Origin of the sequence: Roseovarius mucosus (genome assembly GCF_002080415.1) — a bacterium.
Taxonomy (GTDB): Bacteria; Pseudomonadota; Alphaproteobacteria; order Rhodobacterales; family Rhodobacteraceae; genus Roseovarius; species Roseovarius mucosus_A.
Map to the genome: position 1 here is coordinate 3,513,091 of NZ_CP020474.1, position 12,997 is coordinate 3,526,087.

The following is a 12,997-nucleotide window of genomic DNA, read 5'->3' on the forward strand; positions in this document are numbered from 1 at the left end:
GGTGGTTGCGGCAATGGCCTTGACCAGACTATCCCAGAGACCGGCGCGCGATCATGGATACTGCGCGCCACCGTCGATTTTTGGACGTATCGCTGGGCGGTAAGGGTGCACGAGCCGCCGGACCGTAGACAGCGCGCGCAGTGTCACCCTAGCCTCTGAATCCTCATCACAAAGGTGTAACGCCAGAGCGCGCGTCAATAGCCCGGGGCCGGTTTTAAACCACCGATGATCCTTTTCTCGGTCAAGGCAAGAGGCCACTGCTTTTTCAAAGGCCGTTTCGATAACGCTATGGCCGGGCGTTGCCATAAGCAGATCGGTCACAACCGCCCCACGACCATCGATGAAAAACCCTGCCTCTTCCGTGTGGTCGATGAGCGGGTCAACATCTCTGCTTGGCCATTGCGTCGCAGACAGCGTAAGACCACCCTCGACCAAAAGAACGCCCAGCATCAGAAGATCAGTCTTTTGTTCACAATCAGGAGCCTTCGCAAAAGCCCGGGCGGCATCAGAGCCGGCGTTTTTCCGTAGCCAACTTTGTGCGTTGCGAATGTCATGCAGAACCACCTGACGCCGCGATACCTGACGCCAAGCATCCAACAGCTGCTCTCGTTCCGAACTTGTTTCGGGAATATCAAACCAAATAGCATGGATCAGATCGGGCACTTTAGGGATACAAACATCTTGTGGGGGCTCAACGTCCAATGCCTGTTTTGCTACTTTGGCCCGGGCGGGAAGGAAAAAATCGGCAATCGCGCTCATGTTACTGCCCAGATCGCCTTCGTCCCAGCCTGACGCTGCTAGAATACGGGCTTCGTTCAACAACGTGCCAACACGGGTAGCGCGAGGCCGACTAATCAGAGCTTCTTCCAAACGGCCCGCGTCTTTCGACAGCTTGGCAACGTAGCCTTCTGCCGTGTTCAAATCGGATACCAGAAGAGACATCTCGATCATATCGACAACCGGTGCTCGTGCGGCCCCCGATGCCGCCTGTGTTTCACAGGCCATCAGCGTTTCACCAATTTCCCCCAAGGAGAGCCCAGCGGAGACGTAACAAGCTAAACGCCAATCCTCATCGACGCCCGAACAAACCTTCTCAAGAAGGTCTGCAACGCGGTGGGCTGCACCGGTTGCAATCAGCGCTTGGGTAGCAAGACGCAAGAATTGGGGGTCGGCGGGCCAGCGGCGGCAACAAGCCCAGAGATAGCGAACCGCCAGCATGCCAAATCCTCCAGAGACGAGAACACGCCCCAGACGCTCTGCTGCCTCAGACTCTCGGCGCGCTACAGGATGGCTCCGAACCCAGTCCAGGGCAGCGCGCGGCCCGTTGCGCAAGAGCTGATCCTCGATCGCAAAAGCATGCAGGTCAGTGATAGGCCATGATCGGGAGGCAAAAGATTTGCTTAGGCGCTCTGCAAGGCCTGAAGAGCGATTTAGCCAGATGTGCCGCACGATCTGCAGCGCCCGGTACCATGGGATGTCATCCGAGCCGGCCACGATCTGCAGCACGTCGTCGTCTGAGAGGCCATTATGAGCCTGCGGCGCATCAAGCTGAAGCATAAACCTGTCGATGTCGAACTCTGGAGCAGCAAGGCCAAGATGGCGCTCCTCCTCGCATATTGGCGCAACAAGACCTTGAGCGTCTTTCGTCTGTGTCGCTTGCGCGGCATCAAGACGTGCAATCGCTTCGTCTGCCAACACATCGAATGCTGACAAATTCAGGCTCTTTATCTTAGACCACAGCAGCCGCGCGTCTTCCACGGCACCTTGATCTTCGGCGAGGTTGGCACGCAGTTGTAAAAACCAAGGAGCAAACTGCGTCTCCTCATGCGCGCTTTCTGCTAGGCGCAGGGCGCGCTGGTAATCCCCCGCACCACGGCATGCTTGCGCAGCACGCAAAACGATTTCGGGATGATCCGAATGATGCATCAGCGCTTCGTTTGCAAAACTGACAGCACCTGCGTTATCGCCGGATTGCAATGCGATTTCGATCCGCGCGAGATGTGCCAAGTCGTGATCCGGGCGAAGTGCTAAAAGTCGCTCACAAAAGGATGTCGCATCCTCTAATTTTGCCGCCTTTCGGTGCAATGAGATGACGAAAGCAAGATCATCTGGCGCTTCGATAGTCCTCGATGTCATGATCCCAATGGCTTCAACATGCCTCTGTGCAAGGTCGAGTGCTTCAGCAGTCTTCCGATATAAAATTGGCTCATTGGCTAGGGTTGCGAGGGCCTTGTGCCCAATATCCGCAGCCGCGTCCGCTTCTCCGCGTGCAAGCGTCATCTCAACAAGTCCGACCCACGCCCAGAGGTGATGAGGATTTGCATCGACGATCTGGCGGAACAAAGACTCGGCCAAGTGGGTCTCACCAGCTTCGGCGAGACCACCCGCGACGCCAAAGCGCAAGGCTGCAAGCCAACCTTGGTCACCAGTTTGGCCTTCAAGTTGAAACGCCAGACTGCGCAGGGTCTGAGCAAAAGTGCCGCTATGATCGTCACGGTCGCACTTGGTCATACATGTGCCTTTGCGTTTTTCTGTCTCACTCTACACGTGGTCCCAGTCAGTAGCGCTCAATTCGCCAAGTGGTTCAATACTCGTAAATAAGTGTCGATTCTTCACGAGCGGCCAAACGGGCTATCTGACGTCCGAACCGCATCTTCGGAAACCTCGGCAAGGATGGACAATCAGGGTTGAAAATGGCCCCGTGTAGATCAGAGACAACCTGAGAGAATAGACCGAGAACCAAGGTATCACGATCCAGCACATCCACCCCGGCCAGCCACAGCCAAACGCTTGTGACGAGCGCTAGAACAGCACCGTCCGGCATGCGTGGCTCGATCCACATCATCGCAAGCATCAGCGAAGGCTAGGATCAAGCCATGGCCAGTCATAGAAGTTTCATCCGATTTGGACCAGTGTCCGATCGCCTGACACACCAACTGGTGCAGGTGGATCAACCGAACCACCTCTGACAGCAAAACGGCGGCCTACACACTTTGGACGCGTGAAATTACCCTGAATATCAGGCGGCGTCTTTGATGCCCAAACGTTTGCGAAGTGTAGCAGGCAAATACCGAGACGTCGTGATCCGAGGAGTAGAGTTCTCGGATATCGAGCGGGCGTCGCCATAGAGCGATACATACTCTTGGTAATTGTCGAAGGCTTGCCTCCCGACGTAGTCTATATACGTCTCTACCGGCAGACCCTCGGCCAAGATCACGTCATGGTTCTCAGTCTCGACATGGTAAACCGAGTGACTGTCGCCCAACTCGGCCAACGGAACCTGCGTGATGGAATAGCCATTGACCATAGCACCGGCGTTGACGAGCAAACCATCGATGAAAAGAGCGTGGTCTGCGGTCAAGGTCAGGTCGCGCACCGGCAATCCGTTCTCTAGCGCGCCTTGGTCCACACGGATAAGGTCATTGCGCGCGGCAGACCCGAAGCGGGTGGACGTCGTCTGCTTTCCTACCCACATCACCCGGGTCAGGGTGCCATCCGACTTGACGACCTGTGTGCCGATTTCCAGATCCTCAACATTGATATCGCCCTCTGCCGTCGCAATCCGCGTACCTTCGGCAAAGCAGGCCCGATCAAATGTTTCACCACTATTCAGTGCCAAAGTAGGCGGGACAACAACAGGTTCCTGATCAAGAAAGACGGCAAAGAAACCTGGAAATTCCAAAAACTCAAATACCGGCCAGATCGTGCCGTCCACCTCCATCGTGCCGAGGTACTCATAATTCAGAGAATTGGTTGGCTCAAAATAGGTGTCACCGATTTCGAATGTCGTGTCTGCATCGCCATCCGTGATGGTAAAATTTCCATTCTGAATTGAGGGCGAGCCGCTGCTGTACGTAATGGAGTGCGTTGACGTAAATGAGCCCATTTCAGTTTATCCTTGATGATTAAATGCATATCGCGACTTTACACCCATCTATAAGCAGGTTGCGTCAGGGGGTCCAGCAACTTAAAAGATAAGTTTACGCGCGAAGTGAAAAGTCAGAATAAAAACAAGTTCTTGCATTGGGAGATGTCTTGCGGAGAAGCTTCCACTCTGACCTGAGTTTGGACGAGAGCCGCAAGATTGCGAGGGGAGGTGCGTTTGCGACCACGCCGTATTTCAAGCCTGTGTTCGATGCAATGTCATGGGAAAAACGCGCTGGATCATACGGGCTTTGCCCTCTTGAACCAAGATGCTTCACGGTCGCGAAAAGCCTACCTTCATTGGCCGACCGATTTTTCAGAGGTCCCTTGAAAAAAGTAGCCGCGATGCGCGTAATTCATGACCATGATACGATTACGGGGCTTACTTAATCACGGTCTCCATTATCTTGCGAAACGAGACGGCTTGTTCCAAGAAGCTTGTTACTTTGACAGGTTGGTCGGCTACGCTCGAGGTGCCGGTATCAAGAGCTTCAAGGATTTGACGGCGTAATTCTCCGGGGCCTGCACCAATGGCGATAAGGCGCTCTCGAGAAACAGCATTATGTTCGACCGTCCCACCACTGTCAGTCTGGATCACCTTGATGCCTCGGGCCAGAGCTTCTCGTATAGTTAGGCCAAATGTCTCTTTCCACTGCGACATGAACAACAACACGTCGATCCCGGCATAGAAATCGTCCATGTCGGAGTGATGATACCGGGGAACGACCCGCCACTCTCCCGGGAGCCTCGACAGGTTTTGCCCGGCCCACCAACTGCCATCAAGGCTGCCATCGACCAGACGTACGCCGAAATCAGAGCGCGGTAGGTCTTTGAATGCCTCGCGGATTTTTAGCCAACCTTTGATTGCCGAGGGGCCCCCAACAAAGCCAAAGACGATCCGCGGGTCTGCTGCGCGTCGCGCGGCCTGTTTGGCGGCAAAATCCGAGCGTGGCATATGCACACCGTTTTCCCACACCACCCCAAGACCCGGAGCCAAACCCGAGGCTTCACAGAGGGTGCGGGCGAAATGGCTGGGATAGGTGACAACATCCGCGAGAGACGCCGCGTCTTGTAGCGTCTGGAACCGCGCCTTGGCTGCGCCAAAATCTGCGACACAGCCCTTGCAGGCGTCGATCTGAACGGGATCTTGCGCGCAATACACCTGATCGGGTTTTACCATGAATTGCCGTTCGCATATCCACCAATAGTCATGCACAGAAATCACAATCGGCACCTGTGCGCGTTTGGCAACGCGCAGGATATCCACCCCGATTTCCTGAATGCAATGCACATGCATCAGGTCAGGTGACAGATCGGCTATCAGATCGCTGACTACGCCCCCTATCTCGGGGTTATCGTAGAAATACTTGTAGGTGCGGTTTTGCGGCACATTGATCAGGTAATTGTCGATCCCCATGACCTGAGACCGTAGAACGGAATAGGGCTGCAACTCTGGGCGGCTGATCAGCGAGATCACACTGACCCTTGCGATGTCTTCGTTCACCAGTTCTCGGGCCACTTGTTCGGCGACAACGGTCGCGCCGCCATAGGTGTAGGGGGCAAAGAACACATTGACGAGCAGGATATGAGGACGCTTTGTCATGGCTTCACCCAGTCGAGCAGGGCAGGGGCGATAATGTGGGGCTCCGCCTGCACACTCCATCGGGTCTCAAGCGTTTCTCGAGCTGTGCTGCCCATGACGCGGGCGCGAGCTCTGTCATTCGCGAGAGCTTCCAACGCAAGCCGCCAGTCGCTGGGGGCGCTTGCGATAAATCCGGTGCGCCCATGGTCGATCATTGTGGGCAGGTCCCCAACCGCGCTCACGATGGAGGCCAGCCCCACCGCTGCGGCATCAATCACGCGCACACCGCTTTTGCATCTGTTGAACAAGTCATCCTGAAGCGGCATCACCGCGACATCAGCCCGCGCCAGATTGGTAAGGTAGGCATCATAGCTCAAGAACGGATGATGCTCGGTTTGCTTCATAAGCGATGCAGGCAGCTTATCGGTTTGAAAATGGCCAAGGATGGTCAAGCGGCGCGTGGGATCGGCGGTCACAAAGGCTGCAACGTCGGTCTTAATCAGATCGAAATCCGCCTCGTGGCCCTGGGATCCGCTGGCGAAGACGACGCGAAACAGACCATCAGCCGGACCACGCGCGGCAATTGCGGCAGCCCCGTTTTGCAAAGTGTCGGGGTCAGCAAAGTTTCGTCTGACGTAAACCGGGCGAGGCGTGTAAAGCCGTGCGAGATCGGCCAACCCGGGCGTCGAGACGGTCACGATATCGGCCCCATTCATCATGGCGGCATAGCGCGGTGCGACGGTTAGAAAATGTTTCTTGAGCATCGGATCAAGGTTCGCCATGTTTTGATAGGTCTCATAGGCTGCGACCGAAAACAGCGGATCGTCGATGTCGAACAGAATCGGCAGGCCAAGTCGGCGTGCCTCATAGCGATATATCTGCGTCAACGGTGTGTCTTCCAGCCTGTATTCGCAATAATGCGTCGCCCTTTGTAGAAGCCGCAGCGCCCTCGGGGTGTCTTCGTAATGCGCAAAATCGAACTCGACATTCTGCGATTTCCACAGCACCTGAAGCTGCTCGACGCGGTATTTTCGGCACTGTGACAGGTTGAGATCACCAATCAGCGCAATACGCGGACTCGTCTTCTGGTTGATGCGCGCATGAAACCCCTCGCCACGGGCCAGTTCCGACCAAATGGTTTGCATCTGGCGCTCGGGAGTAAACGAGGTGTTTGGGGCAAACGCTGCAGGGGCCTGACGGCCAAACAACGACGGTGCCGATCCGCGTAGATAGAGCCCCGCAAAATAGCGCGATCGGTTCAGCGCTTCGGCAAGACCGTATTCGCGCGTTACCGATATAAAGCGGCGCAAGAGTGACAGACGGACGAATTGCGCCAAATCAGAGTTTTCCTGCCTTAGTCCAAATTAGGTTATGATTACTCGGTACTTAGGCAACTGCGTTCAACTTCACATTTTCACGCATACACAGAATCATGCATCTTGCACGATGGCCGTTGTGGAGTTTCCAAATGGAATGTGACACACCGGTTACATGATGAGAATGTCGCCCTTTCTTACCGCTCTCCAGCCACCTTGCATAGGCGGGCGACGGCCCTTTGTTCTGGTTACAAGCCAGAATTTTGGTGCCAAGATTTTTAGTGCCGAGATCCTATCAAGCAGTATGTTGTCGGCCGCATGAATACAATCCTAAGGCGCACTTGAGATGACCACCGTAAAAAGCACGCAACGAAATGACAAGACCACAGATATCGGTGGTTTGCAGACACTCCTGATGGCGAATGGCGAAGTCTTTGCAAACTTCACCGAGATGCCGCGCGACATTGTGGAAATCGCCATTGGCTCTGCAAGTGCCCAAATGCGTGGCTGTGCGCCGGACGCATTGGCATCCTTCGGGGCGGCGCGCCTGAACGGTCTAGACTCCCGGGATTTGAAGAACAGCATTTGGTCGGAACCCGCAGAAAAGGTGCCAGGCGACACCTACGCGGTCTGGATCAATGAACTTGCGGACTGGGCCCTGTCCGGCACGCAGACCATTCAGATCATGCTTGTTGATCGCAACGCCCCCTGTCGGATCAAAATTGATCATCCCATCGTCATAAAAGGGGATACTTCGGATTTGTTCTTACGGGCGCATATCGCGTCTCATCGCAGCAAGGCTATGCTGCACGTTACGTTTTCAGATTCTGCGACGCGGGAAATTAGGACCTGCAAGGTAGCATTTGCGCCCAGTTTTCTTGGTGGGCGTCACTCTCAGGGGTATCAGCAGGTCAGCCTGCCCCTGCCTAAAAGTATCGGGCCAATGGAAGTGAGTCTTGCGGTCCATCATGAAGAATATGTCGATGATGGATCAGGGATCGAGCCCTTCGTCTTTCTGGCGGATGTGCATGTCGGCAACCAAAGCAAACCAGAGGATTCATTTCTTAGCCCCATGGTGCTCGTGGGCACCGAGATTCCCTGTGATGGTGTTTGGCTTCGGGCTGATTTGCCAGCCTATCTGATGCCCAATGACGACATCCATTTGCGATATGGTGGCAAGACCGATGTTAGAACAATCCCAATGAGCCCAAAAATCACCGTCGATGACAGGCAGGGGCACACGCTGCAAATTGAAAGCTCGGATGCCGCTCTTCTCAGCTTGTACATTGATGGCTCACCCCAAGGTCAGCTCTCGGTGGGGCCGGGACAGACGCCTTTTCGTTTGGCGGATAAATATTTAGACGGTGCAACCCATCACATCAGCATACGTGATCTGTCTGGAACGGTGCGGCTCTTTGAAACACTGACCCTAGTTCCATCAATTCTGACCCCGGCGGATGTGTTGCAGCGCGAAAGCCACGCACCGTTTCCAGCGTCTATTTTTGCGCAGACACCGCGCCGCTTTGCCAGTCTTCGCAAACTCTTCGAGACGGTCACGCCAGAGACTGATTTCGCCCAGATCATCCATGCGCTCGACACGGTTGAGGCGGGCTATGACTGTGTCACGCTCAAGCCTCTGGCATTCCCAGAAGTGGCCACACCGAAAGTGTCCATTGTTATCCCAGCTCACAACAAGGTCGAGGTGACGTATCTCGCGCTCTGCTCGCTGCTTATCGCGCCCAATGAGGCCAGCTTTGAAGTCATCGTGGTGGATGACGGATCAACCGACGAGACCGCTACGCTCGAGACTGTCGTCAGCGGGATTACTGTCCTCCACAATCCCGAGCCGCAGCGCTTTATCCGCGCCTGTAATGCCGGGGCCGATCAGGCCCGTGGGGAGTATATCGTCTTGCTCAACAACGATGTTGAGGTGACGACCGGTTGGCTGGATGAACTTCTTGCCGCCTTCGAACGCTTTGATAATGTGGGTCTTGCCGGGTCCAAATTGCTTTATCCGGACGGGCGTTTGCAGGATGCCGGTGGCATCATCTGGGGCACGGGCAATCCGTGGAACTATGGCAACCGCCAGAACCCGGAAGAGCCGCGCTTTTGTTATGCTCGACAGGCGGATTACCTGTCTGGTGCCGCGATGATGGTGCCGAAATCCGTCTGGAAAGTGGTGGGCGGGCTCTCCTCATACCTCGAACCGATGTATTTCGAGGATACGGATTTCGCATTCAAGGTCCGCGAGGCGGGCTATTCGACCTGGTTCGTTCCGTCTTCTGTCATCTATCATTACGAGGGGATGACTTCGGGTACCGACGTCAGCTCAGGCTTCAAACGCTATCAAGAGATCAACCGACCCAAGTTCAAACGCCGTTGGATCGAGGCCTATGCTCAGTTTGGCCGCGAGGGACAGAACCCCGACCTGGAGAAGGATCGTGGCATCAAGGGGCGCGTGCTTTTTGTCGACTATACCACACCGCGTCCCGATCAGGATGCGGGCTCTTATGCTGCACTGCAAGAAATCAGGCTGGTGCAGTCGCTGGGCTACAAGGTCAGCTTCCTGCCGACAAATCTGGCGCATCTGGGCACATATACCGAAGACCTCCAGAAGCTCGGGGTCGAGATGATCTACGCCCCGTTTTTCCTGAGCGTGCAAGAGTATCTGTCCCGGCACGCCGCAGATTTCGACGCCTTTTACGTCACAAGGTTCTATGTCGCTCAGGATGTTCTGGGCCACCTGCGCAATTACGCGCCAGAGGCCAAGATTCTCTTCAACAACGCCGACCTCCACTTTCTGCGCGAGATACGTGCAGCGCGCGCCGAGAATGACGAGAGCCGCTTGCAAATTGCGCGGAAAACTCGGGACGAAGAATTGGCCATCATCAACCAGGTCGATGTGGTGCTGAGCTACAACGAATTGGAACATGCTGTGATCGAGGCCTATAGCGAAGGCCGGGCAACGGTTGTGCGCACCCCTTGGGTCGTTGATATACCCGCCGCCGTGCCGCCGCTCTCAGAGCGCAGGGGAATGTCCTTTCTTGGCAGTTTCCGGCATCATCCGAATGTTGAGGGGGTGCACTGGTTCGTTCGGGAAGTCATGTCACACCTCTCCACACAGCAGGACGCTCCCATGTTCTCGATTTATGGCTCCGGCATGCCCTCTGACATCGCCGCTCTTGCAAGCCGGACGATCTTGCCTGTTGGCTTCGTGCCGCAGGTCGCCGATGCCTATAACCCGCATCGCATCTTTCTGGCGCCGCTGCGCTCTGGGGCAGGGATCAAGGGCAAGGTCATTGATGCCTTGGCGCATGGGATCCCTTGTGTCCTCTCCCCCGTCGCAGCAGAAGGCATAGGGTTGCGCGACGGTCAGGAATGTTTCATCGCCCGTACCCCCACCGAATGGATTTCCGCAATCTCTCGCTTGAACGAGGACGATGCGCTCTGGCTCCGGATGTCCGAGGCCGCGCGGTCCTATGTTGCAGAGAATTATTCGTTCACCCGTGGCCGCCACGCCATGCGCGAGGCTTTCGAGGCGGCGGATATGTTCCTGCCGGGGATCGTTGCAAAATGAAACATCAGACTTTGCCCTCTGAAGGTGCGCTAATGTTCGCAAGAAACCCACAAAGAAAGACGCGATAGCCGCATGCGCACTGTCATCCTGCACCACCACCTTTTCAAGAACGCTGGCACCTCGCTAGATCAGATATTGAAGGGCAATTTCGGCCCTGCTTGGGTCACGCGAGAGTTTTCAGCGTCGCCCTCCCGACATGGCAACACGCCAGAGGTCGAATCCTGGATTCGCGATAACCCCGAAGCGGTGGCTTTTTCGTCGCACACAATGATGGGGCCGCCGCCGCAGGTCGAAGGCGTCCGAATTGTCTCCATGGTCCTGTTGCGTGACCCAATAGACCGTATCAAATCCGCATACCGTTTCGAGAGAACGCAGGTGGCGGAAACCTTTGGGGCGGTTCTCGCAAAGCACACAGACCTCGAAGGCTATGTAAAGGTGCGGCTTTCTCTAAAGCAAGACAGACAGTGCCGAAACTTTCAGACTTATCGACTGGCTGCGCTTGTCCCAGGCAAGGGGTCTGAGCTGGAGCGGGCAAAACAGGCGCTAGAGCGCATCACTATCGTAGGGCTTGTGGCAGATTTCAGCGGTGCCGTTGCCCGACTGACAGCCGAGATATCCGACACCTTCCCAAATTTCAGGTGGGAGGAAGTTCATAGCAACCGCTCAGATGCGACATCTGCCACACAAGAGCAAAGCAACCTCAATGAACTCTTGAAGCAGTACAATGCGGATGACTTAGCGCTTTTGTCGGACCTCTCATCTGCCGCTCCGATTGTGCCACCAATGGCGGCCCCATGACGAAGCTAAAACTGCTCGTGACCGGAAACTGTCAAGCACGCCCCGTCGCTACGCTGCTTGAGGCTACGGGGCATTTTGAATGTCTTCCTCCTATCATCCTACAGCTTGCAAAGACTACAGAGAAAGAGGCTCATCTCTTTCGGATTTCTGAGGCGGATGTTGTCCTTGCGCAGAACACAAACGATAATTTTCCTGTGCCGCACCTCAGATCATCGGTACTACGCCAAAGCCATTCGAACGTATTGATCTGGCCGAACGTATTCTTTTCGGGGCAGCAGCCTTTCATTCGTTACATGACCCATATTGCCACGGCCAGCCGTCTGGTGGGCCCAATCGAAGCGCTCCACGACCTGCGCATTTTCTCTCGCTGGCTGTATTCGCGAGGATTGATAAAGCAACCTTGGCAACCCGATGAAAGCACGTTTTCCAGAACAGTCGCGGACCGTTCTATCGCCGATCTGATGACGAGAGAGGCTGACTGCGATATAATGATCTCCGACTTCATTGCAGAGCATGCAAGAACAGAGCGCCTTTTCTTTACGTTCAATCATCCGAGTCGCCGTGTTCTGAACGAACTTTGTAACCGCTTTATGGCGCATCAAAACTTGGCCTATCTGCCTGATGGCACGGCAGAGTATCTAGACCGGTATTTGGTCCCATCCCACTGGGGTAACGAATGTCTGGCGACCTATAGAGGGAACGACTTTACACTGGGTGATGAGGGAACGGTTACAGCGCTCGGCACTGAGCGACTTTACAGCCCAGATGAACTGCAAGCTGCCTTTTTTGAGGTCTATGATCACAATCCCCTGTACAGAGATATGGAGTCCATCCGATTGACTCCGCAGTTTGCTGGCGACCTCGAATGACCGAAAAAACCTAGGAAACTCTGCATCCAAACTTCCTAGATACGATTCAGCATGTCCCGCCGTTTAGTTGACTGCGCGCACCCATTACCGCGACACTTCCCGCCCTCACACCAAATCTTCCCATGTCCCGAGATTTGGCTGAACGGTCAGGGTCTCGTATCCGAAACGCTTGACCCGCTTCATGCGTGTCGATTTGTGATTGGCGGTGACATACTCTTGAACCACCTTCAAAAAATCCCGGTGGAATGATGCAGAGCACAAGAGCAGCTTGTTGCATGTAACGATCAGCGGCACGTACTGGAACTCTCGCATGAGGTACATCTTTGCCACCGCCTCACTCACCCCCGGCCAATTGGGGTTGGTATAGTCATCCACTGCGATGATCCCGTCATCGCAGGTCACGCTCATGGCGAATTCGATGTCGCGCGTCGTATGAAGGACTTCGTGGCACCCATCTACGCTAAAGAACTTGATCTTGCCTGATTTCGCCATGATCTCTTGCGCATCGCTGTGCCTGAGCGTGAGAGAGTCCGCGCGTCGCAGGACAACACTCTCAACGCCATGCGCTGCGCAATTCTCAATCAGCTTGTCACGTTTGCCAACCCCAGCCCCGTCAAGATTGAATTGCTGGAGGTCAAAGACGTCGATTGCTACAGAATCGTGGCGGTTCTCGGCAAAGCATTTTGCGAGGCCGATAAAGAACTTGCCCTCGAAAACACCAATCTCTGCAATCGGACCGGCACCGATGGCCTGTCTCAGCGGCCATATGCTTTGCCACAGTTGGGGGATACACCACCCATCGACCTTGTGAATGCCAGTCTGGAGATATGCGTTCAAATCCGTGCGCGCTGCGTGCATCTGGGGCTGGTCCTTGAATTCATGGTGTCAGAGGTAAAGGGCGTTGAACTGATCCAAAGCCTATCAGGCAAGA

General features: G+C 55.1%; 8 protein-coding genes. 3 read left to right on the forward strand and 5 right to left on the reverse strand.

The window, feature by feature from the left end:
- Nucleotides 1-51: 51 nt before the first annotated feature.
- The 4 genes from ROSMUCSMR3_RS16750 to ROSMUCSMR3_RS16770 all read right to left on the reverse strand — a co-directional run bounded on the left by ROSMUCSMR3_RS16750 (nucleotide 52) and on the right by ROSMUCSMR3_RS16770 (nucleotide 6,843).
- The gene (locus ROSMUCSMR3_RS16750; protein ID WP_081508053.1) at nucleotides 52-2,511 is read right to left on the reverse strand and encodes a tetratricopeptide repeat protein; all 2,460 of its coding nucleotides are present in this window, start codon (nucleotides 2,509-2,511) and stop codon (nucleotides 52-54) included.
- A 508-nt stretch (nucleotides 2,512-3,019) separates the two neighbouring features.
- Nucleotides 3,020-3,886 (reverse strand): Hint domain-containing protein, encoded by an 867-nt coding sequence (locus tag ROSMUCSMR3_RS16760; RefSeq protein ID WP_081508055.1) that lies wholly within the window; start codon nucleotides 3,884-3,886, stop codon nucleotides 3,020-3,022.
- A gap of 420 nt (nucleotides 3,887-4,306) precedes the next feature.
- Nucleotides 4,307-5,527 carry a glycosyltransferase gene (locus ROSMUCSMR3_RS16765; RefSeq protein ID WP_198385546.1) on the reverse strand — a complete coding sequence of 407 codons (1,221 nt, stop codon included), beginning with the start codon at nucleotides 5,525-5,527 and terminating at the stop codon, nucleotides 4,307-4,309.
- Nucleotides 5,524-6,843, reverse strand: a complete 1,320-nt coding sequence (locus tag ROSMUCSMR3_RS16770; protein ID WP_081508057.1) for a glycosyltransferase — start codon at nucleotides 6,841-6,843, stop codon at nucleotides 5,524-5,526. The genes ROSMUCSMR3_RS16765 and ROSMUCSMR3_RS16770 overlap by 4 nt, the downstream gene beginning before the upstream one ends.
- 325 nt (nucleotides 6,844-7,168) lie before the next feature.
- Here ROSMUCSMR3_RS16770 and ROSMUCSMR3_RS16775 point away from each other — a divergent pair, with 325 nt between their 5' ends.
- From ROSMUCSMR3_RS16775 to ROSMUCSMR3_RS16785, 3 genes are all read left to right on the forward strand, one after another.
- Nucleotides 7,169-10,399 carry a glycosyltransferase gene (locus ROSMUCSMR3_RS16775; RefSeq protein ID WP_081508058.1) on the forward strand — a complete coding sequence of 1,077 codons (3,231 nt, stop codon included), beginning with the start codon at nucleotides 7,169-7,171 and terminating at the stop codon, nucleotides 10,397-10,399.
- A gap of 72 nt (nucleotides 10,400-10,471) precedes the next feature.
- The gene (locus ROSMUCSMR3_RS16780) at nucleotides 10,472-11,197 is read left to right on the forward strand and encodes a sulfotransferase family 2 domain-containing protein (RefSeq protein ID WP_081508059.1); all 726 of its coding nucleotides are present in this window, start codon (nucleotides 10,472-10,474) and stop codon (nucleotides 11,195-11,197) included.
- A complete protein-coding gene (locus ROSMUCSMR3_RS16785; protein ID WP_081508060.1) occupies nucleotides 11,194-12,066 on the forward strand; it encodes a WcbI family polysaccharide biosynthesis putative acetyltransferase in 873 nt (290 codons plus the stop codon). The genes ROSMUCSMR3_RS16780 and ROSMUCSMR3_RS16785 overlap by 4 nt, the downstream gene beginning before the upstream one ends.
- 105 nt (nucleotides 12,067-12,171) lie before the next feature.
- Here the strand turns inward: ROSMUCSMR3_RS16785 and ROSMUCSMR3_RS16790 are convergent, their stop codons facing one another.
- Nucleotides 12,172-12,924: a class I SAM-dependent methyltransferase gene (locus tag ROSMUCSMR3_RS16790; RefSeq protein WP_081508061.1), complete on the reverse strand. Its 753-nt coding sequence runs from the start codon at nucleotides 12,922-12,924 to the stop codon at nucleotides 12,172-12,174.
- Nucleotides 12,925-12,997 lie beyond the last annotated feature (73 nt).

Excerpts from the sequence above, each read along its gene's own strand:
- ROSMUCSMR3_RS16750 (WP_081508053.1), bottom strand. The coding sequence starts at position 2,511 with ATGACCAAGTGCGACCGTGACGATCATAGCGGCACTTTTGCTCAGACC.
- ROSMUCSMR3_RS16760 (WP_081508055.1), bottom strand. The coding sequence starts at position 3,886 with ATGGGCTCATTTACGTCAACGCACTCCATTACGTACAGCAGCGGCTCG.
- ROSMUCSMR3_RS16765 (WP_198385546.1), bottom strand. The coding sequence starts at position 5,527 with ATGACAAAGCGTCCTCATATCCTGCTCGTCAATGTGTTCTTTGCCCCC.
- ROSMUCSMR3_RS16775 (WP_081508058.1), top strand. The coding sequence starts at position 7,169 with ATGACCACCGTAAAAAGCACGCAACGAAATGACAAGACCACAGATATC.
- ROSMUCSMR3_RS16780 (WP_081508059.1), top strand. The coding sequence starts at position 10,472 with ATGCGCACTGTCATCCTGCACCACCACCTTTTCAAGAACGCTGGCACC.
- ROSMUCSMR3_RS16785 (WP_081508060.1), top strand. The coding sequence starts at position 11,194 with ATGACGAAGCTAAAACTGCTCGTGACCGGAAACTGTCAAGCACGCCCC.
- ROSMUCSMR3_RS16790 (WP_081508061.1), bottom strand. The coding sequence starts at position 12,924 with ATGCACGCAGCGCGCACGGATTTGAACGCATATCTCCAGACTGGCATT.